Source organism: Streptomyces sp. NC-S4 (assembly GCF_054353315.1).
In genome coordinates, this window is record NZ_CM135937.1 from 5504394 (window position 1) to 5530373 (window position 25980).

Here is a 25980-nt window from a genome sequence, read left to right on the forward strand (position 1 = left end):
AGCGTCCAGACGCTGGAGGACCTCCTGGGCACGGACCTGCGACAGGTCGTCGCCCGGTACTGACGACAAGCGCTGGCTTCGCTATGAGGGGCCGCTCGGAGACAGGAGCTCGTACGGCAGGTAATCGTCGTCCGGTACGCGCGGCACGTAGTCCGGGGCCGTGTGTGCAGCCACAGCCAGCAGGCAAGCGGCAGCCTCCTCCTCGGAGACGGAGACAAGCCCGAGGGCGTGCAGAAGGCGGTCGCGCTCGGCGTCGAAGTCCGGGTGGTCGGCCCGAAGGTCCGAGCCAAGCTCGCTGATCGCGAAGCTCTTTGCCAGGTCGCGCCAGAAGGGCAGTACGGCGATGAGTGTGATGGCCTCGACGAGGTCGGCCGCCGATCAATGTGGCCTGGCCCTCCGAGTTGGCGTACAGGACGGGTCTCTCCTCGGCCCCAGCCTCACCACACAGGTAGTACGTGCCGCCAGCGCCGCAACCGGCTATCGGGTGTAGGGGGATCCTGGCAGGAAGGGCAGGTTCCTCAATGGGATCCCTGGGCTCGATGAGGAGCATGGGTAGCCCGAGATGCGGTTGTGCTCGCCAGGATGGCGGATGAAGTACAGAAGACTCGCCAACTGTGTTCCACCGTAGTGTCGTTGTCAGTCCTCCGGTTTAGCCTTCGGCCATGCGACCGCCTCTTGAAAACGTTCTGCGCGACGCGCTCGTACAGAACCTGCAGTTGATCGAGCCAGGGCTCCGGCCGGTTCAGTTCAAGGAGTACCCGCTGCCCAACGCACACGGCACCAGGGGGAGCATCGACATCCTGGCCCGTGACCGCCATCACATGTGGGTGGTCATCGAGCTAAAGCGGTCCCGGTCCAGCGCACGGCAAGCCCTGCACGAGGTCAACAAGTACACCGAGCTTCTCTGCCGGGAGAAGAACCTTGCGCCGGACCGCATCCGTGCAGTGATCGTTGCCATGCCGGATGACTGGGAAGAACTCCTGATCGCGGTCAGTCACGCCGCGCGCGACTGGAGTCATGATCTTCGCGGGTACCGACTGCTCCTGGACAGCAGCGGTACCCCCATCGGGACCGAGCGGGTGGAGCTTCTGCCCCGGGCATTCGAGCCCCGCGTCACCCCCATCCACAACCTGTTCTTCTTCACCACGGAGGAACAGCGTGAGCAGGGCTGGAGGATCATCAGCAAGGTCGCGGACGAGCTGGGGGCGCTCGACCTGCTGGCGGCGGATCTGGACCGGGTAGCGGAGAAGCACTACATCCCTGCGCCTTTCGGCCTGTACCTGGCGGTAGGCCGGGTGAACGAGGAACTCACCTCGACGGATCTCCTGGGTGGTTACGACGGGCCCGAGCCATTCGCCGCCGAGCACCAGGCTGAGTACCTGGCCCTTTCCGAGATCTGCAACCGCCTTGCTCGCTGCAAGCTGCGTGGAATGAACATGGAATCTGCCCGGCCAGGGCTCTTGAAGAATCTCGCCGAGAACCCCAACTGGGCCATCCAAGGCTTCCGAGGCACCGGCGCCTACGACGACACAGCCGCCTTCGAACAGCAGGACCTGTTCCGCTTCCTTGCCGGGGACGAACGAGGAGACAGCCAGATCCTCTACACGGGCACCGCCAGCCCGCAGGTAGCCAGCCGTTGGAAGGCGTTCCGGCAGGAGACTCGGCAGAGCCTGGCCGGCAACCACGAGTGGGCGTCACTCGTGGACGGCTGGCTCGACGAAGTGGGGCCGAAGGCCGGTGAGGGAGACGTGGGATTGCACGTCTACAACCCCTGCGACCTCCTGCAAGCAATCATCCATGGGTGGCCGGACCGCATGGAGAATCTCCTGCCCATGGTGATGGGCGAAGCCGTACCCCGCCAAGGGCTGCGGCACTCGGTACGTGGCGCCCTATGCTGGAACGGTCGAGGCATGTCCTTCCCCGATGCCGTGCGGCTCGTGTACCGAGACCCGCTGTTCCTGATGAGCAATATGTACGCGGGGACAGTGTGGGAACGTGATCGAGAGCTACTGGACCTCCTGGGGCTGCACTATGTGCTCCTGGAGAAGGTCGGACCCGTTTGGGCCGAGGCGACTATGGCCGACGAGCACCGCATCTGGGTACATCAAGATCAGGGTGCTCGCGTCTACTCCTCGGACACGGACCCTCGCGGGTACGCACAGGCGTACGCAAGCATTGCGGCTGATGGCGAGATCGTCTCGATCGGGCAGTATCTCAACAGGCATTCCCGCGAGGTGGAGCTGGCGGCCAGGGAGTACCGCGCCTTCGTTCATGCCGTCTAGTCCTTACAGGGGCCAGTTGTGACTGGCCCCAGAGGGCTGCAATGGGCGGGTCAGCGCGCGACAGGCCAAAAGGCTGGACTGATCCCATTGCTCCGATCCTTGGTACGACTGACCTGACCGGCGGCGAAGCCGCTGACATCGTCGGGTGCTTCCTGCACGCCTTTGTTCCCGCCCAGCACCTCGTCTGGTTCGCGAGCAGCCTTGCTGTGGCGAACGTCGAACAGAAATCATGGCCACTGCCCAGTTGAGGGCGGCAACGAAGGCATCGCGGCGGAGTTGCGCAGGCACGTCGACTCCTTCGAACCTCCGTAGGCCAGTCCGCAGACAGTCCGCAAGACACCCGTAAGAGACCGTCGGACCCCAACGCTCGCCAACGAAGAAGCACCTGGTCAGGGCGCACTACGGGGCTCCGTCGCAGGTCAGGATCAGCCTTCAGGCGTTCCGCTTCAACGTCTGAGCGGATGGCATGACACCGCGTCACTGACGTGGTGACCGTGCGGGTCAGAAGGGGCCTGCCTCTCCGGAGGCGGGCCCCTGGCGTTTCCCGTGCTGGGGGGTGTCGAGCACGCCAGCGCCGTGCTCGACGTCCGGGGCATGCACGTCGAGGGCGGGGGCGGCCCGTCGGGTAGGGCGGCACACTGCCTGGGGTGCGCAGGGAGATCGTCGCAACGCCCCCGTGCCGTGGGCCCGCTCTCTAGGATGGCCTGCATGGTTACGTACGGCACGCAGGCGGTTCCGGAGGCTCCGGACATTGTGGAGGACGTGTTCGACGGACACGCCACGGACATCGAAGTGGAGGACGCCGGCGAGGACACCACCCGCATCCACCGGCCGTGGAACCCGGACCAGATCCGGGTGAACACCAGTCAGTTCTCCCTGCGCAACATTCTCGACCAGATCGACGAGGGTTCGATCGAACTCGCTCCTGACTTCCAGCGGTTGCGGGTATGGCGGGCCGACCAGAAGTCACTGCTGGTGGAGTCCTTGCTGCTGCAGATTCCGCTGCCCGCGTTCTACTTCGCCGAGGACGTGGACGGGTCGTTTCGGGTCGTCGACGGCCTGCAGAGGCTGTCCACGCTGCACGCCTTCGTCCGGGGCGGGGCGGCCGAGGGTTTCACCCTCGGGAAGTTGGAGCACCTGGACGACCTGAAGAACCTCCGTTTCGGTGATCTCCCGGTGCCGTTCCAACGCCGGATCAACAACACCCAGTTGATCGTCAACGTGATCGACCCGACCACGCCCCGTGGCGTCACGTACGAGATCTTCAAGCGGATCAACACGGGCGGCACCCCGCTCAACGGCCAGGAGATCAGGCACTGCATGAGCAGTCCGCGCAGCCGGGACATCCTGCACCGGATGACCCACACGGACGCCTTTGCGAAGGCCACCGGGGGTCGGCTGACGGACCACATCAGGATGAACGACCGGGAGATGGCCCTGAGGTTCACCGCGTTCTGGCTGAAGGGCTTGGGGGCCTACCAGGAGCGGCCGGTGATGGAAACGTTCCTGATGGACGCCACCGAGATGCTGGACGATCCCAAGCAGGTCCCGGACGGGCAGGTGGCCGAGCTGGAGGCTTCGTTCGAGCGGGCGATGTCCCACGCGTACCTCGTCTTCGGCGATCACGCCTTCCGTAAGTGGCCCATGGGCGAGAACTGGCGGCGACCGATCAACCGAGCCATGTTCGAGAGCTGGTCGCTGGCCCTGGCCGATCCCGACCACACGGTCGAGGACCTGCGCGCACGCCGTACGGCCATCGTGAAGGCCGCTCGCACGCGGATGACGTCCGATGTCGGTTACCTCAATGCCATCACCTCTTCCACCGCTGACCGGGGCCGGGTCGACTACCGCTTCAAGGCCGCCGTCGCGGATGCCGGAGCCGGCCGGTGATCACCTCCCTGGAGATCCGGGGTTTCAAGCGCTTCGAGGTGGAATCGTTCGACCTGCGTCCCCTGACCGTCCTGACCGGCGTCAACGGCGGTGGCAAGAGCACGGTGATCCAGTCCCTGCTGCTCGCGCGGCTGGCCGAGGCGGCACGCGGCACAGCAAGTGGCGCCGTCCGGCTGAACGGCCCGTTGGGGCTGGCCCTCGGCGAGGCCAAGGACGTGCTGAACTGGGCGATCGACACGCGCGAGATCACCGTACGGTTGGGTGGTCCGAAGGGTGAGGCGTGGGTGTACGCCCTGGGTCTGCCGGACTCCGAGCAGGCATTGCATCTTCAGACGTTGCGGTTGCCGGTCCAGTCGGCTCCTGGCGTCGGGCGGGATGTGAAGGACCCCGCGTTCACCTATCTGAGCGCTGAGCGGCTCGGCCCCCGTGACACCCTGGCGGTGTCCGCCGAGGAGCCCGACCGGATCGGGGTCGGCGTTCGGGGCGAGTACACCGCACAGGTCCTGGCTCTGCGGGACACACGCGCGGTGACCAGCCGCAGGGCGGTCCGCGAACCGCTGCGGAACCCGGGGGCCGCCGGACCGCAGCTCCGGCTCCAGGCCGAGGCGTGGGCCTCGGAGATCATCCGTCCGCTGCGGATCACCGCACGGGTGGCCGTGGGCATCATGGCCGGGACAATCCGGTTCGGTGAGCCGGGCCTGGGCGGTGAGGAGATCCGTCCCGTCAACACGGGCTTCGGTGTCTCGTACGCCCTGCCGGTCATCGTCGCGGGCCTGCTCACCGAGCCGGGCGACCTGCTGATCGTGGAGAACCCGGAGGCGCATCTGCACCCGGCGGGACAGTCCCGCCTGGGCCGGTTCCTGGCCCGTGTGGCGGGCAGCGGGGTGCAGGTCGTGGTGGAGACGCACAGCGACCACGTCCTCAACGGCGCGCGGCTCGCGGTGGCACAGGACCGCACCCTCCGGGCGGAGGACATGATCACTCACTACTTCGACCACGACCAGGTGCTGCCCGTCACCATCAGCGACAAGGGCGAGCTGAGCCACTGGCCCAGCGGCTTCTTCGACCAGATCGAGACCGACCTCGGAGGGCTGGCTCGTGCCCGACGCGGCAGGTGAGACCGGCCGGGGTGAACAGGACGCCTCAGGCGGCCTCGGAACTGGGTGCGACGACCGGACGACCGACGACGACTACCGTGTGGTCATCGGCGAGGAGTGTTTCGACTGGCGGGAGCTGACAGATCCCGGTTCGCTGCGGGACGCACTGGCCGCGTTGGCCGAGTCCCTTCAACCACTGGCCGATGGGCGCACCACCGCGTTCGTCGATGCCGCGTACGACTTTGAGTGCCTGCCGTCCACCAAGTTGATCGATGCCCTGTACTCGCCGGGCGGCGGACTGTCCCACGACGACCGGATCCGGCTGCAGAAGCTGTTGGACAAGTGCCGAGTCGTGCAGCCCGCCGAGTCGGATCTGCCGCGGCCGGTCCGCGTGGCCGACGGCCCTGAGCGGGAACCCTCCTGGGGCGTAGCCCACGCCCTGGCGCGCGCCGCCGACGGACGTGCCATGTCCGTCTTGCTCGCGCCGTACGTCTTACAGCCCGACTGGCCGTCCGGATGGCTCACTGTGGTGCGGCTGACGGAGGAGGGGTGCGACGAGGTACGGGCGCACGTCCTGAGGTGCCCCGGGGACGCGCCCGGTTTCTGGCGCGGGCTGTACGCCCACGAGCGCGTTCCGGCCGAGCGCTTCTTCACGCTGGCCCAGGACGCCTTTCCCCGGCTGCTGTTCGCCGAATCCCTGCGCCTGCACCACTTCAAGGGCTCCTACGCCGAGGTACTGCCTTGGCTGGTCCGGCTGCTGGGGGCCCTCGACGACCACTTCGCCCGGACCCTGGCCGAGTGCGGTGGGGACCAGAACCAGGTCATACGCCGATTCGCGGCCCTGGACCTGGAGATCTCCCCGGAGAGCCCGAACACGAGGAGGAACGCGAAGGCCTGGGAACAGCGCAATGTCGGTCACGAAGGCGCCACCTACCGTTGTGAATGGCACGGCAAGCGACTGTGGGACCGGGACCGAGTGCACTTCTCCCTGCCCATCCCCGACCGCGACGACCGGGTCCTGGTGGGGATCTTCACGGCGCATCTCGGGACATGAAGCAGGTCGAGTGGCCGCTCTCCGTCAAGGAGGCCGCTCCCGGGTGCCGCCCGCCGCGACATCGATCAGGCCCGAGGTCCGGTGGGCCCGGTGCTCCCACGGCGTACGCGCCCTTCTGCTCGCCGGCACGGGCCGCGCGGGTGGGGGCAATTCGTGGGGGAGGGCCTAGCCTTTGCGGGCGTGGGGTGTGGGTGCGGAGGCGGAGGCGGAGGGGTGGGCGTGGGGCCGGGTGCGCAGTGGGAATGGCCGGGTCGGAGTCTGCTCGGGGTGTTGTCCGCTCCCGCGCGGGCGGAACTGCTCGGTCTGGGTTCGGAGTTGACGCTCCAATCCGGCGGTGTGCTGCTCACCGAGGGCGCCACCGACCGGCATCTGTACGTGATCCTCAGCGGGTTCGCCAAGGTCACCGCGACCGTCGAGAACGGGCAGGAGTCGCTGCTCGCCGTACGCGTCGGCGGGGACAGCGTGGGCGAGATGGCCGCGCTCGACGGCGCCCCGCGGTCGGCCGGGGTGGTCGCCTGCGGGCCGCTACGGGCGCGGGTCATCGGGCCGGGAGCCCTGCACGGGCTGATGCTGCGGCGGCCCGAGGTGGCGATGGCGCTGACCCGGATCGTGGCCGACCGGCTGCGCTGGGCCAACCGGCGGCGGCTCGAGTTCCGGGGGTATCCCGTCAAGGTGCGCCTCGCGCGGCTCCTGGTGGAGCTCGCCGTGGCGTACGGGCGGCCCGAGGCGGGTGGTGGTCATGTGATCGGCTTCCAGCTCACCCAGCCCGAACTCGCCGCGCTCACCGGTGCCGCGGAGACCACCGTGCACAAGGGGCTGCGCGAGCTGCGGGACGAGGGGCTGCTCGGCACCGGTTACCGGACGACCACCGTGCACGACCTCGCCCGGCTCGCCCGGGTGGCCGAACTCGCCGAGCCCGTGGCGCCGCCCGCCCCGCGCCGCCCCCACGGGTCAGCCGAGCAGCGGCCGTAACAGCAGGCAGAGGCCCGCGGTGGTGCCCATCACCGCGGTGCACACCACGGCGGCGGTGACGCAGCGGTACTTCCGCAGGGCCACGTCGGAGAGGAAACGGATCATCGCGTGCAGCTGCCGCTCGTCCTCGGCGGTGGTGGCGGACGGCGGCGGGTCGGCGGCGGCGGCCAGCCGGACGAAGCTGTAGTCGTTGGGGCCGGTGGGCCGCCAGACGCGCGGCCGGAGCGCCAGCGCGAGCGAGGCCGCGCCGCCGAAGAGGCCGCAGGCGAAGAGCATCAGCAGCACCCCCGCCAGCCAGCCCAGTGGGCCGCCGCGCCGCCAGCCGTCGAGCGCCGCTTCGCTCCACGCTCCCGCCGTCCCCACGAGCGCCGCCTGCACGGCGGAGAGGATGCCGGCCTTGGCGTCGGCGTGCTGGTGCGTCGTCTGCAGGACGGTCAGCATCGTGCGCGAGGCGGAGCCGGGCGCACCCGCGGCCGGGGCGGGCGGCGCCGGGGGTGAGGTGGGCGGGACGGATGTCACGGAATCTCCAACGCGGCTCGGACGGAATTCCATTGAGCCGCCCGCCCGCGGGGCGGACCAGGCACTTCTACGGGATCGGACGACGTCGTGACGACTACGCCGGATCCCGTATTTCGACGGGGTGCGAGTGGCTGGTTCCGGTGTACGACTGGCAGGGCGACCGGAGCCCCAGGGGGGTGGGCAACGGTCCGGGAGCGGCATGCCGCATCACCCTGGATCTCGTAACTCTCTTGGTTCGCGAGTGAGTTGGAGGTGCGGCATGCTGTCCTTCCCGATGGCGCGGACGAGGAGGACGGGATGTCCGTAGGTGCGATGGGTGTGTTCGGCAGGCGGCTCCTGCTCGCTGTCGACGCGCGAGGTTACGGCAGCGCGGACACCGCGCGACAGCGCGAGATCCAGACAGCTTTGCCCCGGCTCCTTTCCGAGGCCGCCGAGGCGGCCGGGCTCGACCGGGCCTCCTGGATGCGGCAGGCCGCCGGGGATTCCGAGTTCGCCGTGCTCCCGGCCGGCTCCGACGAGCAGGCGCTCGTAGAGCCGTTCATGCGCAGGCTGGACGCCGGACTGCGGGCCCACAACCGCGACCGGGTGCCCGGCGCGCGGCTCGCCCTGCGCGCCGCCGTGCACTTCGGTCCGGTGTCCGAGGCCCCCAACGGCTTCGCGGGTCCCGGCCCCGTCGAGGTCTCCCGCGTCCTGGAGAGCGACCCTCTGCGCCGGGCGCTCGCCGCGGCCCCGGACGCCGCGCTCGCCGTCGCGCTGACCGCACCGGTCTTCACGGATCTCGTCGCCCAGGAGTACACCAACTTCCGGCCGGAGGAGTACCGCGAGGTCGTCGTCGAGAAGAAGGAGTACCGGGGCCGGGCCTGGCTGTGGGTGCCGGGGTACGACGTCCACGCGCTGGACCTCAGTGATTCCGGCTCCGATTCCGGTTCCGATTCCGGTTTTGGTTCCGGTTTTGGTTCCGGTTCCACTGCCGGTTCCGGTGTTGATTCCGGTGCTGGGGCTCGTGCGGACTCCGATGTTCCCTCCGGTTCGGATTCAGGTTCTGCCGCGTCCGGCGCCGGTGGCGGCGACTCGGTCACCAACAACCTGCACGGAACCGTCATCAACGGGAACGTCGTCTTCGGCATCTCCAAGTGAGCAGAGCGGACGGGGAGACGGGGTGCACACGTGAGATCCACGGATCGGCCCACGGAGAACCACGGAAGCGGTGGGGAAGGAGACGGCGTGCCCGGTGAACCCCGGCAGTTAACCGAGGAGGCGAACGGCGCCGCCGATCCCCGCCCCGCCCCCGAGCCGTCGGTGAGCCCGACCCCGACCCCGTCCACACCCCCGCCGCCGTCACCCTCACGAGTGAATTCCGGAGCGAATTCCGGAGCCGATCCCGGAGCCGATCCGACCGACGGCGACTACCGCGTCTACAACAACTTCTACGGCCCGCAGTACCACGGCCGCGCCCACTTCGGCATCGCCACCGCCGCCGAACGGCCCGGGCGGGCCCGCGCCACCGGCCTCCTCGACGGCGACGAGATCGACGCGCTGCTGCGCTCCTACATCCGCCCCGACTGCTTCGACGAAGCGGCCCGCGAGCTGTCCCGTACCGGCATCGTCGTCCTGACCGGCCCCCAGGGCACCGGCAAGCGCTCCGGCGCGGTCGCCCTGCTCCGGGAGACCGTCGGACCCTGCGCCGACTACGTGGTGCTCTCACCCGACATCGGCCTCGACCAGCTCGCGGAACGCACCTTCGACGCGGGCGTCGGCTACGTCGTCCTCGACCGCACCGGAGCCGTCGCAGGCGTGGGAGCCGACGGATCCACCGGGACCGCCGGGACCGGCGCGGACGCCGCGGGCCCCTCCTCCGACTTCGACTGGCGCCGGGTGCGCGACCAGCTGCGCCGCCACCGCGCCCATCTGGTGATAACCACCGTGCACGGCGTGGCCGGCCGGTCGCCCAAGGCCGTACGCCATCTGCCGTGGCGGCCCCCGGTCCTGGACAAGGTGGTACGGGCCCGGCTGGTCCAGGCCCGTATCCCGCAGGAGATCGTCGACCGGGCCGTGGCCGGCATCCCACCCCGCTGCCCCATCGCGGTCGTCGCCGACGCGGCACAGCGGATCGCGGCGGGCGCCGACCCCGACCAGGCGTGGAAGGAGCACAGCGGCAGCGCGCCGCAGGCTGTCCAGGAGTGGTTCGGCGCCGAGGACGAGCGGAGCCTGCGCGAGATCGCCGAGGTCACCACCCTCGCCTTCGCTCCCGGCATCGGACGGCGCGCCTTCGAGTCGCTCCAGGACCTCCTCGAACGGCTCCTCGGACCGGTCTACTTCGCACCCGAGGCCGCGGTCGGGTCCGGGGCGGGGGCCGCCGCCGACGGCGCCGCGGCCCCCGACGCCACGGGCCAGGCCGCCGCCCCCGACGGCCAGGACGAGCGGCAGCGCCGCCGCGCCCGCCCGGTGGACCGGCGCCGCTCCCTCTCCCGCAACGCCCTGATCACCACCGAGATGCAGATCTACGGCGCGACGACCCGCGAGGTCATGGTCTTCGCCGACTCCGAGCTGCGCCGCTGGGTGCTGCAGGCACTGTGGCGCGATCACCCCACCGAGTACTGGGACGCGGTCCGCCACTGGCTGGAGGCGCTCGTGGACGCCGACCCCGACCCCGCCCTCCAGCTCTCCATCGCCTCCGGACTCACACTGCTGGGGCACATCGCCTTCGACGAGGTCGTGCAGAGCTACCTCGACCCGTGGGCGCGCGGCGAGAGCGGCGAGACCGGGCAGACCCTCGCGGTGTACGTGCTCTGGTACATGTGCCTGGAGGAGACCCAGGCGGCCGCCGCGCTCACCCTGGCCCGCACCTGGGCCCAGTCCCTCCACCCCACCCTGCGGGGCACCGCGCTGATCGCCTTCAGCGGCCAGCTCGGCGTCACCTTCCCCACCGACGCGGTGAAGTGGCTCTGGGCCGTGCTGCGCACCAGTGCCATCGAAAAGCGGGAGGAACGCGAACACGGGCTGCGGGCCTGGGCGCAGCTGTTCCTGACGCTCGTCGACTGCCAGGAGGACGCCGGCATCGTGCTCGACGCCCTGGCGCACCGGATCAGGAAGGAACGGCGCACCCGGTCCGCCGCCTACTCGGCGACCGGCCTGCTCGTCCTCGAAACCACCCTCTGGATCTTCACCGCCACCGAGCGGCTCTCGGGCCGCCCCGCCGTCGCCCGCTACGTCGCCGACCGGCCCGAGGAGGCCGACGTCGTCGCCGAGTTGTGGGCGGCGGTCCTCTGCTACCGGCCGCTGCGCCGCAGCGCCCTGTCCGCCCTGCTCGTCACGGCCCGTGGCCTGCACGCCGTGACCTCCGACCCCACCGCTGCGGCCGCGCGACTCGGTCACGCCCTCGCCGCCGCGCTTCCGCAGGTCGAGCACCCCTTGCTGACAAGCGAGCTGGGCCGACTCGCGGTCCCCCGTCCCACTCGCGCCACGGGTCCCGACTGCGTCGCGACCCTGCTCGGCGCCTTGAACCGTGTGAAGGACACCGAACCACGATGACCACGATCCACAGGTCCTATCCCCTGGTCGAGGAGCGTGTGCTGGCTCCCGCGCCCCGTACCGGACGCCGCTTCTGGAACCAGCCGACCCGCTCGCACGACGAACTGCCCCGCGTCTCCGCCCACCAGGTCCTCGTCTACCGCACCGGTGACCAGTACCTCACCGACCACGGGGTGCGCGGGCCCGCCGACGAGACCGTCCTGAACGCCGGCTCGGTCACCGTCGTCGACTGCCGTACCGCCGTGCCCGTCACCGTCGGCACCGACGTGCCCTCCGCCGAGACCGACGGCTTCACCGTCCAGGTCGCCTTCCACTGCACGGTCACCGACCCCGTGGCGGTCGTCCGCGAGGGCGTCGTCGACGTGGAGTCCCGGCTGCTCGGCTACCTCCGGGCGCTGCCCGGACTGACCGACGTCACCCAGGAATGGCCGCTCGAAGCGGGCAAGGAGGTGTCCCGGAGGCTCACCGCGCGCCTGATCTCGTACCTGGAGATGGAACCGCCGCGGATCGCCGGGCTCTCCGTCGGCGACCCGTACCTGACGGTGCTCACCCCGCAGGAGTTCGCCGACCAGCAGCGCCGTGCCGACGAGGAGCGGCGCGAACGCGAGCACGACCGCGTGAAGGAGGCGGTACGCCGCGAGCGCGAGCAGATGGAGCACGAGCGCGAGAAGGAACGCAAGGCGATGGAGGCCGAGCGCAAGTCGCTCGAAATGCGCCACCAGCAGGAACTGGACGACCTCCGGCGCTCGTACACCCAGCGGACCGACGCCGAGGACCAGCACTACACCCACAACCTCAAGCGCAAGGACTACGAGTTCGAGCGCACCGAGGCGCTCAAGGACCTCGAGGACTTCGGCACCGACCCGGCCAACACCGACATCCTCGCCCAGCGCCGGGGCGAGATCGGGTACTCCGAGCTGTCCGAGCGGCAGCGCGAGAGCGACCGGGTGCGGCGCGAGCGGCAGCGCGAGGACGAGGAGCGCCACTGGGAGAACGCCGAACGGCGCCGCCAGGCCGAACGGGAGGACCTGCGCTACAGCCTGGAGCGCGAGGACCGGCACCGTGAGGTCGACCGCCAGGACCAGCGCGCCGCGCTCGACGCCGCCCGCGAGGAGCAGCGCGAGCAGCGGGCCGCGGACCGCGACGACCGGCTGCGCCGGCGCGCGGAGCAGCGCGAGGACGTGCTGGCCGAACGGGTCGAGCGGCGGCACCGGGCCGACCGGCGCGACAACATCAACCAGGAGCTGGGCCGCCAGATGATCAACCGTGGCCTCCTCGACAACGCGCCGCTGGACGCCCGCGCCTTCGTCGAGCGCCTCAGCACCGGGCAGGGCCTCCTCGACCAGGACCCGCCGGCCGCCGCGCAGGTGGCCGGCGCCGCCGAGACCCCGCAGCTGAAGGAGGGCACCGGCACGTCGTCCCGGGACCGTTCCGGCGAGGAGGACCCGTACGAGAAGGAGGAGTACGGGCGGGACAACGGCGGGCGCGACGCCCGGCGTGACGATCCGTACGGGGGCGATCCCTACGGGGACGATCCGTACGGGGACGACCGGTACGGGGACGACCGGTCCGCCCGCGACGGCGGCACCGACCGGGACCGCGACGGCGGGGGCGACGACGACGGCGCCCGCGCCGCGCGCCGCCCCCTGATCGCCGACGACGACCTCGGTGAAGCGGGGAGGGAGGAGCGTGGCCGCTGACACCCCCGTACGCCCGCCCGAGGAGGAGTACGACGCGTGGGCGGCCGAGTCCCGGCCCGCCCACCGGTCCCACCGCGCCCGGGGCGGCCGCGGCCGCGGCCCCGGCCCCGCCGCGTACCTGCGCCGCCTGATCGGCATCCGCGAGGAGATCCTCGACCGCGAGAGCGCCGAGCGCGCCCGCTACACGTGGTACGGAGCGATCGTCCTCAACACCGCGCTGCTCGGCGGCGCTTCCATGGCCATGGCGATCTGCACGGTCCGCGAGGGCACGCCGGTCGCGGTGGCCGTCCTCGTCGGCATGGTGTGGGCGTGGATCGTGCTGGCGCTGGACAGCTGGCTGGTCTCCAGCACCCACGGCTACACCGGCGGCCGGGCGTTCCGCACGCTGGTGCCCCGGCTGTTCCTGTCCGTGGTGCTCGGGCTCACCATCGCCGAGCCGCTGCTGTTCCAGATCTTCGACCGGGAGATACGCCAGGAGATGGCGGTCAGCAGGGAGCGCGACCTCGCCGACTTCCGCGGGGACCTCACCGCCTGCAACCCCCTCGACGGCCAGGACACCACCACGCGCGACGAGTGCGGCGACTTCCATCTGACCGTGCAGGGCGCGCCCGCCTCGATCAAGCAGGACATCGACGACAACACCGCCGCCACCAACCGCCTCGGTCAGCAGATCAAGGACTACAACGACGTCCTCGGCGGGAAACTGGCGACCGAGCGCACCGAGTGCGCCAAGGAGCGATGGATTTGGCGCGGCAACGGCTGGGACACCACCGAGACCTGTGAGCGGGCCCGCGCCGACACCAGCGCGTACAAGGCGACGAGCAAGGTCGCCGAGTACGAGGCGAAGCGCGCCGAGCTCGTCGCCAAGGGGAACGTCCTGAACGAGGCGCTGCTCACGACCGGCACCGCCTACCGCGCCGACGTCAAGAAGGCGATCGACGCCAAGGTCGCCGAGCGCCAGACGTCGCAGCAGCACGACGGACTGCTGATGCGCGCCGACGCGCTGTCCACGGTGGCCTGGTCCGACGGCTTCGCGCTCTTCATGATGTTCCTGCTGCACGCCGTGCTGCTGCTGGTCGACGCCATGCCGGTGCTCGCCAAGCTGATGAGCGGCCCGTCCGAGTACGACCGCAGGCTCGCCGAGCGGCGCGAGGCCAACAAGCGCATCCACCTCGAGGACCAGGAGGCACAGCGCCGGGTCGACGCCATCGACCACGAGGTCCGGCAGTACGCGGCGGAGGTGTGGGCCGAGGAGGACAAGGCCCGGCTGGGCCACGACCACTACAAGGCGCGCACCGAGCACGACCGCATGGTCCGCGAGGAACTCGACGCCCGCACCGCCCGGCTCCTGGGCGAGTGACGCCCGGCGGTGACCGGTCGCCCCGCCTGCCCCGGCGGTCGCGGTGACCGGTCACCGCCGCATCCGGCGATTCCCGCGGCGGGGCGGGCCGGTGGGAGGATGCGGGGGACACGCAGAGAGAGGCCGGGGCCGGATGGGGCGCAGGGAGCGGGAGGCGTTCGCCGGGGGAGAGCTGTTGTACGCGGCCGCGCAGGCGGTGGTCGGCGACCACCGGCGGGCCGTCGAGGCGGTCCGGGAGGCCCTGGAGCCGATCCACGACGACGCGGCGGAGCAGGCACTGGCCGCCATCCCCGTGGCCCGGCTGAAGGAGGTCACCGAGGGCCGGCTGCGGCTCGGCGAGGTCGAGCGGAGCGGGCTGCGCTCGGTCGGGCAGGTGCTCGACGCCGGGTCGTACCGGCTGCGCCAGATTCCCGGTGTGGGGCAGCGGACCGCCGATCAGGTCATCGCGGCGGCCCGCCAGATCTCCGATGCCGTCCGGGAGACCATCGCCGTCCACATCGACGTGGACCGGCCGGAGCCCCGGACCACCGCGCTCGTCGTCGCCCTGCACGTCCTGGTGGAGGCGGGCCCCGACGCGCGGCGCGCCCTCGACGCTGCCGCGGTGCTCGCGGAGCGGCTCGGCCCGCTGCTCGCCGAGGCCGGGCCGGCCACCGGGCGGCTGCGGATGCTGCTGGCGGGGCGGGCCGGGCGGGACCGGGCGCTCGGTGCCGTCGCCGAGGTCCGCGGCCTGACCGAGGAGGCGGTGCAGGGCGGGGTGTCCGAGCTGCTCGCGCAGGCTTCGGTGGATCTGCTGCGCGGTCCCTCGACCGAGGTGGCGGCCTGGGTCGACTTCGAGCTGAGGTCCGCCGAGTACTACAGCCTGCTCGCGGAGATCTCCGGCCGCAGCCCCGACGCGGCCGCCGCCGAAGGGTTCCTGCCGGACGAGGTCGCCGAGCGGGTCCACCGCCAGTTCCTCGACGACACGCACCGCAGGGTCTCGCTGCGCGGCTACCAGTCCTTCGGGGCGCGCTTCGCGCTGGCGCAGCGCAAGGTGATCCTCGGCGACGAGATGGGGCTCGGGAAGACCATCCAGGCCATCGCCGCCCTGTCCCACCTCGCTGCCGAAGGGCAGAGCCACTTCGTGGTCGTCTGCCCGGCCAGCGTCCTGATCAACTGGACGCGTGAGATCGAGGCCCGCAGCAAGCTGCGTGCGATGTGCCTGCACGGCCCGGACCGGCAGGAGGCGTTCGCCGACTGGAAGGGCCGGGGCGGGGTCGCGGTGACCACCTTCGACGCCCTGCGCGGCTTTCCCGCGCCCGGAGGCGGCGAGATCGGGATGCTGGTCGTGGACGAGGCGCACTACGTGAAGAACCCGAAGACCCGGCGGGCCCAGGCCGTGACCGAATGGTCCGGGCGCTGCGACCGCGTGCTGTTCATGACCGGGACGCCCATGGAGAACCGGGTGGCCGAGTTCCGCAGCCTGGTGAACATCCTCCAGCCCGACCTCGCCGCGGCCGTCGGTGACCGGGACGGCGTGGCCGGATCCAAGGCCTTCCGGAAGGCCGTCGCCCCGGTCTACCTGCGCCGCAACCAGCAGGACGTGCTGACCGAACTGCCCGCGCTCCAGCACACGGACGAGTGGGAGGAGCTGAGCGCCTCCGACGAGGCCGCCTACCGCGAGGCCGTGCGCTCCGGCAACTTCATGGCGATGCGCAGGGCGGCGTACGCGCACCCGGAGAGGTCGGCGAAGCTGAACCGGCTGCGCGAGATCGTCGAGGACGCCGCCGAGAACGGGCTGAAGGTGGTGGTGTTCTCCAACTTCAGGCAGGTCCTGGGCGTGGTGAAGGACTCCCTGGAGGGCGCTCCGGGCCGGGGCGGCGGGGGCCGGGTGTTCGGTCCGCTCTCGGGGAGCGTGCCGCCCGCCCGCCGTCAGCAGGTGGTGGACGAGTTCGCCGCGGCTCCCGGGCACGCGGTTCTGGTGGCGCAGATCGAGGCGGCGGGGGTGGGGCTCAACATGCAGGCCGCCTCCGTCGTGATCATCTGTGAGCCGCAGGTCAAGCCGACCGTCGAGAACCAGGCGGTGGCGCGGGCCCACCGGATGGGGCAGCTGCGCCCGGTCCGGGTGCACCGGCTGCTCGCCACACGCGGAGTGGACGAGCGGATGGTGCGGATGCTGAAGAACAAGAGCCGCCTGTTCGACGCGTACGCACGGCGCAGCGCCGTCGCGGAGTCCACGCCGGACGCGGTCGACGTGTCGGACGTCGCGATGGCCCGCCGGATCGTCGAGGAGGAGCAGGCGCGGCTGGGCACGGCCGGCCTGCAGGGCGCCGGAACGGCGTGAGCGGGGCCTAACTGTCTTGCGGCACAAGGGAGTCGATGACTATCTTGTACCGCATGACAAAGGAGCCGAACGCGACCGCCGACCAACGGCGCAGCCAGCTCCTGCGCGGAGTGCTCGACCTCTGCCTGCTGTCCCTCATCGCCGAACGGCCCAGGTACGGCTTCGAGTTCGTGCAGGCGCTCGCCGACGACGGGCTCGACCTCGTCAGCGAGGGCAGCATCTATCCGCTGCTCGCACGGATGGAACGGGCGGGGCTCATCTCCTCGTACCGTGCCCCGTCCCCCAGCGGCGGCGCCCCGCGCAAGTACTACCGACCGACAGAGGCCGGGCACGCCGAGCTGACCGGGGGGCGGGCCGACTGGCAGGCCTTCGCCGGGCCCGTCGGCCGGATCCTGGGCGCCGGCACGCACTCCACGGGGGAAGGCACACCATGACCAACGAGCAGATACTCTCGGCCTGCCGCAGCAACTGGGAGTACCGCGGCGTCGGCGAGGCCGCCGTGCGGGAGATGCTCGACGAGCTCTCCGCGCACCTGGAGGACGCGGAGGCCGCCGGGCGCACCGCGCAGGACGTCGTCGGCCCGGACGTACGGGCCTTCGCCGCGGCCTGGGCGCGCGAGCGGGCCCCGTTCGCCCGGCGGGCCCTGCGCACGCTCGCCATGGCCTGCTTCATCCTCGGCTGCCTGCCGGTCCTCTCGCATCTGATCCGGTGGACCACCCAACTGCCCGTGACCGCCGACTACCTCGCCTTCTGGCTGGCCATCGGCTCGATCACGGTCGCCTGGGAGCTGCGGCGGGGCAGCATCCCCCTGCACCGGCACTGGCTGCTCTCCTTCGCCGTCGGCCTGCCCGTGATGGCCCTCACCAGGTGGCTGACCGGAGACGGGGTGCTGTTCACGCTCCCGCTGTGGGGTGCGGCGCTCCTGCTGCTGCCCGGTCTGCCGTACGCATTCGCCGACCTGCGGGCCCGCCGGAAGGCCAGGAGCAGTGTGACCGTGCCCGCCTGAGCGTCACTCGACGGTATGCCCGGTCCGCGCGCGGCCGGTCCGGCGCGCTCCGGCGGCGCGCCTCACAGGCCGCGGACCGAGGCGACCGTGAACGTGGTGGGGGTGCCCGCGTCCGGGGACATGGGGCCGCCCTTGTCGAACTGCGAGCGGACCACCAGCGTGCGGCCCGGGGTGTGCGCGAGGGTCGTGGGGATCTGCAGGGACGGGTCGGTGATCGTGCGGGTCAGGCGGGCCCGGGTGCCGTCCGCGCAGACCTGCCAGCGCGTCAGCGTGTTGGTGGTGTTGTGCGCCACGCGCAGGGTGCCGTCGGGGGAGAGGTCGAGGCCGTCGGCGGCCTTCAGGTCGCCGCCGCCGAGGTCGACGCGGCGGACGGCGCCCGTGCGCAGGTCGACGCGGTAGAGGTCGCCCTCCGGCATGTCGACGGTGAGCAGGTAGCGGCCCGCCCGGTCGGCGACGATGCCGTTGAGGCTGAAGCCGCCCGCCGGCCGGGGGCGCAGGGCCCCGGAGAGGTCGTAGGCCTCGGTCAGGGTGCCGCTCCCGGCGGCCAGTTGGCCGGGGGTCACCCGGTAGATCACGCCGCGGACGCTGTCCGTGAGGTACGCGGTGCCGTCCGGGGTGAGGGCCAGGTCGTTGATGAAGTGGGCGGGGGCACCGGCTCCCCCGGCCACCTCGAAGTGGGCCAGGCGGGACCCGTCGGCGGTGTCGTAGACCGCCACGCCCGTGGTGGAGTCGGTGACCCACAGACGGCCGAGCGCGTCGACGCGCAGGCCGTTCGCCGTGCGGCGGCCGTCGGTGCCGGAGGGCAGGAACACCTCGGCCTCGGACCGGCCGGGGCGGGCCCGGTAGACCGTGCCGTCCGCGTACGAGCCGACGTAGACCGTGCGGGTGCGGGGGTCGGAGGCGATGCCCTCCGGGTAGACCTTCGCGCCGGGCAGGGTGAAGGCCGTGGATATCCGGGCGTCGCCCGCCGGCGCGTGCGCCTGCGCCGGGGCCGCTCCCGGGCCGAGGGTCACGGCCAGGGCCGTCGCCAGGGCCGTGGCCAGAGCCGCGGTCCAGGCCGTGGTGCGGGCGGCGGTCCGGGCCGTTTCCGGGGTCGGCGCGGCCGGCAGGAACGACGCGGGCAGGAATGACTTCGTCTTCATGGGTGTCCTCTGATGAGCAGGTGAAGGCGAATCTATGTTAGAGCTCTAATGCTTGCAAGGGTGGCCGTAGGATGCGGGCATGACCTCCATGGCCCCCGAGGAGCGCATCGGCTCTCACCTCAAGCGTGCCGAGCAGGCGCTTCTCGCGGCGAAGAACACGGCGTGCAAGCCGGCCGCAGTAACGGTTCCGCAGTACGCCGCGCTGCTCTGGCTGGCCGAGAAGCCCGGTATCTCGGCCGCCGCGCTCGCCCGGCTGTGCGGGGTGACGCCGCCGACGATGAACACCGTGCTGAAGAACCTCCAGGAGCGCGGACTCATCGAGCGGACCCCGCACGAATGGCACCGCAACGTGCTGGAGACCCGGCTCACCGACGAGGGGCGCACGGCGATGGAGCTGGCGGACTCCGGCGCGGTGCGGGTGGAGCGGGCACTCGCCGCCGCCTTCACCCCCGAGGAGCGGGAGACGCTGATCCAGCTGCTCGGGCGGTGCGCGGAGGCGCTCGAAGCCCAGCGCTGAGCCGGTCGGCCGGCCGGGAATCCGGCAGGACTTTGCTCTCTCTTGGAACTGTGCGGGGCTCGCGCACATCAGAACCAGGGGGGCGTGTCCGACCGGCAGGACGCCCTCCGGGGGATGCCCAGCCGTTCTGCCCTGGGGGCAGTCATGACCGTTCGGAGCGAAGTCCGTGCACCAGTACCCGCAGCGCCCGCGGCCCGATGAGCAGCCGTCGTACCAGGAGTACCCACCCCGGGAGCCGTACCGGGGGCACGAGGACTTCCCCGGGTACCCGGGCCCGCCGCAGCTGCACCGGCCCCGCGGCGAGCGGCCCGGCTCCGCCCCGGCCCCGGAGCCGAAGCGCTCCCGGCGCCGAATATGGACCGGCGCGGCGGTCGCCCTCGCGCTCCTGCTCGGCGGCGGCGGGTTCGGCGCCTGGAAGCTCGACTGGTTCTCCGGCAACGGCGAGGAGGTGAGCTTCGGGAAGAACGCCACGCCTGCGGCCACGGGCGCGGCGCAGCCGAGCGCCCCGGCGACCGCCGCGACGCCCTCCGGCGACCCGGACGTGCTCATGCCGGCCGGCCCCAGGTCCGGCTTCCGGCAGACCACCAAGCTCGACGACGGCACGGTCATCGCCAAGACCCGCCTCACCGGCGCGAAGTCCGGCTTCGAGGGCGACGTATGGGTGTGGGCGCCCAAGGAGTACGAGGACCCCAAGTACGCCAAGAGCGGCTTCCCGGTCCTGATCGCGCTCCCCGGCGGCAACGGCTTCCCGGACAACTACTGGTCCGACCGCAGCCTCGGCCTCCAGAAGGCCATCAGCGACGGCGCCAAGGCCGGCACCAGCCTGCCGTTCGTCGTGATCATGCCGGTGCTCAACCCGGACGCCAAGTACTACTACGACGGCTCCGACATCCCAGGCCAGGCCAGGATGGGCACGTGGATCGCCGAGGACGTCCCCGACTTCGCCCGGGCCAACTTCCGTACGTACAAGTCCCGTGACGGCTGGGCCTTCATGGGCTCCTCGTCCGGCGCCTTCGTCGGCATGAAGACCGTCCTGCAGCACCCGGACCGGTTCAAGGCCGTGATAGCCAGCGGCGGCGAGATCGTCCCGGACTCCCCGCTCTGGAAGGGCCACCAGGCCGAGATGGACGCGAACAACCCGGAGAAGCTCGCCCAGAAGCTGATCGACACCAAGGGCCCCGAGGTCTACATCAACTTCCAGATCGGCACCAAGGAGAGCGGGAAGGAGCGGATGACGAAGTTCCAGCAGCAGTACGGCAAGGGGCCGGTCAAGACGACCATCCGCGACATCCAGAACGGTGAGCACAACGGCTGGCACTACGTCCGGGGCATGAAGGAGGGCTCCCTGGAGTGGGTCAGCAAGGTCCTGAAGGGGCCGAAGCCCGAAGCCGGCTGACCTGCACGCCCGCACCGGAGCCGCGCGTCCCGGCCGGCCGCGTGGCGCGCGCCACGTCACCCCCGTCCCAGGCAACCCATCCCGTCGTTCATACCTCTGTAAAGGGTGTAAGGGGGACCGATCGGTCCGGCCCGCGCTCCTGGTGGGCGCCGGAGAAGGAACGGGACAAAGAACCGTGCAGCAAGACCAGCAAGGCGACGGCAGCCCTGTGACCGAGGGCGGCCGTCGCCCCCATCGCCTGCGCATGATCCTCATCAGCGGCGGGCTCGCGCTCACCCTCGCCGCGGGCGGAACCGCGGCGTACAAGTTCGGCCTCTTCTCGGACATAGGGGATCCGGTCTCCTTCGGCAAGGTCCAGGAGAAGGCCGGCGCGGCCGCCGAGCTGCCGCCCGAGGTGCAGCTGCCGACCGGGCCGAAGGCCTCGTTCGTCCGCACCTCCCGGCTGCCGGACGGCACCCAGATCGGCCGCACCACCCTCACCGGCAAGAAGTCCGGCTTCACGGGTGACGTGTGGGTGTGGGTGCCCAAGCAGTACGACGACCCGCGGTACGCCAAGAGCGGCTTCCCGGTCCTGATCTCCCTGCCCGGCGGCCGCGGCTACCCCACCAACTACTGGGGTACGGGTCCCGGCCTCGGCCTCCAGCAGGCCGTGAGCGACGGGGCCAAGGCCGGCACCAGCCTGCCCTTCATCCTGATCATGCCGGTGCACAACGCGGACACCAAGCACCACTTCGACGCCTCGGACATCCCCGGCCAGCCCAAGATGGGCACCTGGATGGTCGAAGACGTCCCGGATTTCGTGAAGGCCAATTTCCGGACCTTCACCTCCCGCGACGGCTGGGCCTTCATGGGCTCCTCCGCCGGCGGATTCGGCGCCTTCAAGCACGTCCTCAAGTACCCCGACCGGTTCAAGGCGGCCATCGCGAGCGGGGTCGACATCGTCCCCGACTCCCCGCTGTGGCAGGGGAACACGCAGGCCATGGACGCCGACAACCCGGAGAAGCTCGCCGCGAAGCTGATCGCGGCGGGCGGTCCGGACGTCTACATCAACTTCCAGATCGGGACGGCGGAGAGCGGTCGCGACAAGGCCGAGAAGTTCATGAACGACTTCGGGAAGGGCCCCGTGCACACCTCGCTGCAGGTGATCCAGGATGGTGAGCACAACGGAAAGTCGTACGTGCGGGGTATGAGGGAGGGCTCCCTGGAGTGGATCAGCAAGGTGATGAAGGGACCGACACCCGATCCCGCCGTGCGATGAGCACGGTGGCCAAGGGGGCGTCGGCGGCGGCCGCGGCGGGGATCGCGGCGGTGTTCGCCGTCGCCTTCCTCAAGGCGCCCGGCGAGCGGCCGGTGCTCCCCTTCCCCACCGTCGGAGTACTCATGGCGGGCGGCGAGCACTGGTGCACGGCGAGCGTCGTCGACAGCCCCCGGGGCAACGTCGTCGCCACCGCCGCGCACTGCGTTGCCCCCGCGGGCGAGGACGGCCGGCCGGGCGAGGTGGCCCACGACGGGCTGGCCATCGGCGAGCTCTCCTTCGCCCCGGCCTTCTCCGGCGAGGGCGCCGGCACCCGGCCGCTGGGGGTGTGGAAGGTCAGGTCGATCCACGTGGACGACCGCTGGACCAAATGGGGCGAGGACACCGCCGACTTCGCCTTCCTCACCATCGAGCCGGACGAGGACGGGCGCAGCATCCAGGACGCGGTCGGCGGCGGCGCCGAGGCCCCGAAGCCCGAGTGGACCTCGGGGTACGAGCGGGACGTGACCGTCGTCGGCTACCCCGAGTCCGAGCACAACCCGCAGAACAAGCCCGTCTCCTGCACCACCCAGACCCGCCACGACGACGAGGACCCCGACATGCTCTACATGAGCTGCGCCGGGTTCTGGACGGGGACCAGCGGCAGCCCCTGGATCGCGGACCGGGGCGGGCCGGACCGGGCCGGCCGGCTGATCGGGGTGCTGAGCGGCGGCGACACGGACGTGGACTCCACGGCCGCACTGTTCGACGAGCACGCCAGGGCCCTGTACGAGGCCGCCGCGCGGGGCTGAGCGCCCCGCGCCGCCCGCTGCCGCTACTTCTTCCGCTCGGTACCGACGATCACGCCCACCGCCGCCACGACGATCGCACCGCCGACCAGGATCTGCCAGGTCAGGGCCTCGTCGAGGATCAGCGTGCCGAGCGCCACGGCGACGACCGGATTGACGTAGGCGTACGTGGACACCAGCGACAGCGGCGCGGCCTGGAGCAGCCACACGTACGCGGTGAAACCGACGAGCGAGCCGACGACCGTCAGATAGCCGAGGGCCAGCCAGGAGGCGGTGGAGAACGCCGCCGGGTCCAGGCCGTGGTGCTCACCGCGCAGCAGGCCGACGACCACGGCGGCGGCCCCGCCCGCGAACATCTGGTAGGCGCTGCCGGTGAAGGGGTTCTCCGGCAGCTTCAGCCGCGGCGCCGAGAACGAGCCCAGCGACCACAGGACCGAGCCCGTCACCACCATCAGCACCCCCGACAGCCGCACCGAGCCGCTGAGCCCCGGGCTGGTCAGCACCGCGAGCCCGGCGAGACCCATCAGCACCCCGGCCAGGGTGCGCGGCGGGGGCCGGTCCCCGGTGCTCGCCCGCAGCACCACCACCCACATCGGCACCGCCGCCACCAGCAGCGCGGCGAGGCCGGACGGCACCGAGGTCTCGGCGAGGACCACCAGGCCGTTCCCGCCGAGGATCAGCAGCAGCCCGACCAGGACCGCCGAGCCGAGCTGCGCCCGGGTGGCCCGCAGCGCGGCCGGACCGTGCCGCCGGGCGACGACGGCGCACAGCAGCAGGCCGGCGGTGATGAAGCGGGCTCCGGCGGAGAGGAAGGGCGGCATGGTCTCGACGACGATCCGGATGCCGAGGTAGGTCGAGCCCCAGACGACGTAGACGACGCCGAGGGCGGCCCAGACCGCGCCCGGGATCCTGCCGCGGGGGGTGGCGGCCGGACCGGCGGCCCTGCCGTCGACCGGCGTTGAGGTGCTCATGCTCGGATCCTAAGGTCGTTGGCCCATGCACGCTTCCCGGTATCTCAGCCCTTGAGCAGGTCGTTCAGCTCGCTGTAGGGGAGGGAGTGCGCGAGTGCTCCGTAGGTGCCCTCGGAGAACAGCTCCTCGGTGGCACGGCGGACCACGGCGTACGCGGCTTCGGCGACCCAGGAGCCGAGGCTGACGCGGGAGACCCCGAGGGCGCCGAAGGCCGCGACGGTCGGGGCGCCCGGGCCGAGCAGGATGTTGAGGGGCGCGTCGATGCCCTTGGCGAGCTCGGTGACGGTGGCCGGGTCGAGGACGCCCGGCACGAAGACGCCGGTGGCTCCCGCCCGCAGGTACGCGGCGGCGCGGGCGAGGGTGTCGTCCAGGCGGGTGGCGTCCTCGCCGAAGCCCCGCAGGTAGGTGTCGACGCGGGCGTTGATGTAGAGCGGGACCCCGGCGGAGTCGGCCGCGGCGCGGGCCGCGGCCAGGCGCTCGACGTGTTCGGCGGGGTCGCGGTGGCCGTCCTCGATGTTGATGCCGACCGCGCCGGCGGCGAGGACCCCGGTCACGGTCTCGCCCACGGCGGCCGGGTCGGCGCCGAAGCCGCCCTCGATGTCGGCGGTCACGGGCACGAGAACGGCGGCGACCACGCGGGCGACGAGGTCGAGGGCCCGGTCCCGGGCGAGCGCGTCGCCGTCGGGGGACCCGAGGGACCAGGCGACGCCGGCGCTGGTGGTGGCGACGGCGGGGGCACCGGCGGCCGCGACGATGCGGGCGCTCGCCACGTCCCAGGCGTTGGCGAGGGCGAGCGGGGCGGCGGGGGTGTGCAGGGCCGCGAACGCGGCGGCCTTGGCGGCGAGATCAACATGGCTGGTCATGGGGTCAGTTCATCAGACCGGGCCCGTCCGGTCGCGCGGAATTCCGACATGGATGGGGGAGACGGCGGGGCGGCGCGGTGCCACGCCTCCCCCAGCCCCAGCCCCAGCCCCCGCGGCCCAGCCGTCCCCTATCCGCCCGCGCCGCACAGGGGGATCACGGCGCTGCGGCCCTCCAGGGGATCCCCGGGGGCCGACGGGCCCACCGCGGCCCAGCAGGCCGCGGCCGTCGGCTCCACGGAGAGGCCGCGGCGGGCCAGGTCGCTCCGGGCCTCCTGCAGCCGGTCGTCCGGGACGGTCAGGACGGTGCCGCCGGACTTGCGGACCGCCGCCAGGATCTGGCGCGCGCGGGGCGGCGCCGGGATCGCGATCCCCTCGGCCAGGGTCGGCCGCTGTTCCACCGGTGCGGCTTCCTCGGCGCCCGCCGCGAAGGCCCGCGCCAGCGGGGCCACCGCCTCCGCCTGGACCGCGATCAGGGCCGGCGGCCGGACCCCGCGCCGGGCCAGTTCCTCCACGGCCAGGGCGGCGCCGAGCAGCAGGGTTCCGTTGCCCACGGGGACCACCAGGGCCTCCGGGAGCCGGCCGCCCAGCTCCTCCCACACCTCGTACACGTACGTCTTGGTCCCGTGCAGGAAGTACGGGTTGAACACGTGGCTCGCGTAGAAGACCCCGGGTGCGTCCGCCGCGGACCGGGCGGCCTCCGCGGCGGCCTCGCGGCCACCGGGGACCACCCGGACGGTCGCGCCGTGCGCCCGCATCCGTTCCGTCTTCTTCTCCGACGTGCCTTCGGGCACGAAGACTTCGCAGGTCAGTCCCGCCCGCGCGCAGTACGCGGCCACCGCCGTCCCGGCGTTGCCGCTGCTGTCCGCCACCACCCGCTGCGGCGCGAGCCGCCGCGCGAGCTCCACGAGCATCACCGCGCCCCGGTCCTTGAAGGACCGCGTGGGCATCAGGAAGTCGAGTTTGGCGTGGATCCGCTCCGCCAGCGGGACCAGCGGGGTGTGCCCCTCGGCCAGCGACACGGAGAACGCCCCGGGCAGGGGCAGCACGGACCCGTACCGCCACAGCGAGTTCGGCCCCGCGGCCGGGTCCAGTGCCGCGGCCGGGTCCGGCGTGAAATCGAGGTCCCAGGGCCCGCCGCAGACCGGGCACCCCCACGGGGCGGTCCGGACGTCCGCGCGGGTGCCGTCCTCGGAACAGATGTAGCCGGGGAGTGCGTGCGTCATGTGAGGAACACCTTTGCTCGGTCATGGCCGGTGTACGGCACGGATGTTACGCGCCGGTGATCACCGGCGGGGTCCGTGTCACGCACCGCCGCGC

At 71.7% G+C, this 25980-nt stretch carries 21 protein-coding genes; 16 read left to right on the top strand and 5 right to left on the bottom strand.

Going from position 1 to position 25980, the window contains the following annotated elements; all coding sequences use genetic code 11:
• The first annotated feature begins 662 nt into the window (after positions 1–662).
• The 5 genes from ACXNSR_RS24945 (at position 663) to ACXNSR_RS24965 (ending at position 7295) form a co-directional block, all read left to right on the top strand.
• Positions 663–2282: an endonuclease NucS domain-containing protein gene (locus ACXNSR_RS24945; protein ID WP_458637684.1), complete on the top strand. Its 1620-nt coding sequence runs from the start codon at positions 663–665 to the stop codon at positions 2280–2282.
• A gap of 708 nt (positions 2283–2990) precedes the next feature.
• Positions 2991–4172, top strand: coding sequence for a DUF262 domain-containing protein (locus ACXNSR_RS24950; protein ID WP_458637685.1), 1182 nt, complete (start codon positions 2991–2993; stop codon positions 4170–4172).
• Positions 4169–5290 carry an AAA family ATPase gene (locus tag ACXNSR_RS24955; RefSeq protein ID WP_458637686.1) on the top strand — a complete coding sequence of 374 codons (1122 nt, stop codon included), beginning with the start codon at positions 4169–4171 and terminating at the stop codon, positions 5288–5290. Before ACXNSR_RS24950 ends, ACXNSR_RS24955 begins: the two co-directional genes overlap by 4 nt.
• Positions 5271–6323: a hypothetical protein gene (locus tag ACXNSR_RS24960; RefSeq protein ID WP_458637687.1), complete on the top strand. Its 1053-nt coding sequence runs from the start codon at positions 5271–5273 to the stop codon at positions 6321–6323. Before ACXNSR_RS24955 ends, ACXNSR_RS24960 begins: the two co-directional genes overlap by 20 nt.
• A gap of 267 nt (positions 6324–6590) precedes the next feature.
• On the top strand, positions 6591–7295 hold the full coding sequence (locus ACXNSR_RS24965; protein WP_458637688.1) for a Crp/Fnr family transcriptional regulator: 705 nt from the start codon (positions 6591–6593) through the stop codon (positions 7293–7295).
• Here the strand turns inward: ACXNSR_RS24965 and ACXNSR_RS24970 are convergent.
• Complete coding sequence (locus ACXNSR_RS24970) at positions 7275–7814, bottom strand: Pycsar system effector family protein (protein ID WP_458637689.1); 540 nt, start codon at positions 7812–7814, stop codon at positions 7275–7277. The genes ACXNSR_RS24965 and ACXNSR_RS24970 overlap by 21 nt on opposite strands.
• 297 nt (positions 7815–8111) lie before the next feature.
• Between ACXNSR_RS24970 and ACXNSR_RS24975 the strand changes: the two genes are divergently transcribed.
• The 7 genes from ACXNSR_RS24975 to ACXNSR_RS25005 all read left to right on the top strand — a co-directional run bounded on the left by ACXNSR_RS24975 (position 8112) and on the right by ACXNSR_RS25005 (position 17731).
• Positions 8112–8951 (top strand): hypothetical protein, encoded by an 840-nt coding sequence (locus tag ACXNSR_RS24975; protein WP_458637690.1) that lies wholly within the window; start codon positions 8112–8114, stop codon positions 8949–8951.
• Positions 8952–9164: 213 nt separating this feature from the next.
• The gene (locus ACXNSR_RS24980) at positions 9165–11345 is read left to right on the top strand and encodes a hypothetical protein (RefSeq protein WP_458637691.1); all 2181 of its coding nucleotides are present in this window, start codon (positions 9165–9167) and stop codon (positions 11343–11345) included.
• Positions 11342–13045, top strand: a complete 1704-nt coding sequence (locus ACXNSR_RS24985; RefSeq protein WP_458637692.1) for a hypothetical protein — start codon at positions 11342–11344, stop codon at positions 13043–13045. The genes ACXNSR_RS24980 and ACXNSR_RS24985 overlap by 4 nt, the downstream gene beginning before the upstream one ends.
• Positions 13035–14405 carry a DUF4407 domain-containing protein gene (locus ACXNSR_RS24990; protein ID WP_458637693.1) on the top strand — a complete coding sequence of 457 codons (1371 nt, stop codon included), beginning with the start codon at positions 13035–13037 and terminating at the stop codon, positions 14403–14405. The genes ACXNSR_RS24985 and ACXNSR_RS24990 overlap by 11 nt, the downstream gene beginning before the upstream one ends.
• A 133-nt stretch (positions 14406–14538) precedes the next feature.
• Positions 14539–16725 (top strand): DEAD/DEAH box helicase, encoded by a 2187-nt coding sequence (locus tag ACXNSR_RS24995; protein ID WP_458637694.1) that lies wholly within the window; start codon positions 14539–14541, stop codon positions 16723–16725.
• Positions 16726–16778: 53 nt separating this feature from the next.
• Positions 16779–17159, top strand: coding sequence for a PadR family transcriptional regulator (locus tag ACXNSR_RS25000; RefSeq protein WP_458637695.1), 381 nt, complete (start codon positions 16779–16781; stop codon positions 17157–17159).
• Positions 17156–17731 carry a hypothetical protein gene (locus ACXNSR_RS25005; protein WP_458637696.1) on the top strand — a complete coding sequence of 192 codons (576 nt, stop codon included), beginning with the start codon at positions 17156–17158 and terminating at the stop codon, positions 17729–17731. The genes ACXNSR_RS25000 and ACXNSR_RS25005 overlap by 4 nt, the downstream gene beginning before the upstream one ends.
• 62 nt (positions 17732–17793) lie before the next feature.
• On the opposite strand, the gene ACXNSR_RS25010 is transcribed toward ACXNSR_RS25005, so the two are convergent.
• On the bottom strand, positions 17794–18873 hold the full coding sequence (locus ACXNSR_RS25010; RefSeq protein WP_458637697.1) for an SMP-30/gluconolactonase/LRE family protein: 1080 nt from the start codon (positions 18871–18873) through the stop codon (positions 17794–17796).
• A 79-nt stretch (positions 18874–18952) separates the two neighbouring features.
• Here ACXNSR_RS25010 and ACXNSR_RS25015 point away from each other — a divergent pair, with 79 nt between their 5' ends.
• The 4 genes from ACXNSR_RS25015 (at position 18953) to ACXNSR_RS25030 (ending at position 22832) form a co-directional block, all read left to right on the top strand.
• Positions 18953–19390 (top strand): MarR family winged helix-turn-helix transcriptional regulator, encoded by a 438-nt coding sequence (locus ACXNSR_RS25015; protein WP_458637698.1) that lies wholly within the window; start codon positions 18953–18955, stop codon positions 19388–19390.
• Positions 19391–19556: 166 nt separating this feature from the next.
• A complete protein-coding gene (locus ACXNSR_RS25020) occupies positions 19557–20786 on the top strand; it encodes an alpha/beta hydrolase (protein ID WP_458637699.1) in 1230 nt (409 codons plus the stop codon).
• A gap of 244 nt (positions 20787–21030) precedes the next feature.
• Positions 21031–22044 carry an alpha/beta hydrolase gene (locus ACXNSR_RS25025; RefSeq protein WP_458637700.1) on the top strand — a complete coding sequence of 338 codons (1014 nt, stop codon included), beginning with the start codon at positions 21031–21033 and terminating at the stop codon, positions 22042–22044.
• On the top strand, positions 22041–22832 hold the full coding sequence (locus ACXNSR_RS25030) for a trypsin-like serine peptidase (protein ID WP_458637701.1): 792 nt from the start codon (positions 22041–22043) through the stop codon (positions 22830–22832). The genes ACXNSR_RS25025 and ACXNSR_RS25030 overlap by 4 nt, the downstream gene beginning before the upstream one ends.
• 23 nt (positions 22833–22855) lie before the next feature.
• On the opposite strand, the gene ACXNSR_RS25035 is transcribed toward ACXNSR_RS25030, so the two are convergent.
• From ACXNSR_RS25035 to ACXNSR_RS25045, 3 genes are all read right to left on the bottom strand, one after another.
• Positions 22856–23800 carry an EamA family transporter gene (locus ACXNSR_RS25035; RefSeq protein ID WP_458637702.1) on the bottom strand — a complete coding sequence of 315 codons (945 nt, stop codon included), beginning with the start codon at positions 23798–23800 and terminating at the stop codon, positions 22856–22858.
• A gap of 44 nt (positions 23801–23844) precedes the next feature.
• Positions 23845–24663, bottom strand: coding sequence for an isocitrate lyase/PEP mutase family protein (locus tag ACXNSR_RS25040; protein ID WP_458637703.1), 819 nt, complete (start codon positions 24661–24663; stop codon positions 23845–23847).
• Positions 24664–24791: 128 nt separating this feature from the next.
• Positions 24792–25886 carry a threonine synthase gene (locus tag ACXNSR_RS25045; RefSeq protein WP_458637704.1) on the bottom strand — a complete coding sequence of 365 codons (1095 nt, stop codon included), beginning with the start codon at positions 25884–25886 and terminating at the stop codon, positions 24792–24794.
• Positions 25887–25980: the final 94 nt, after the last annotated feature.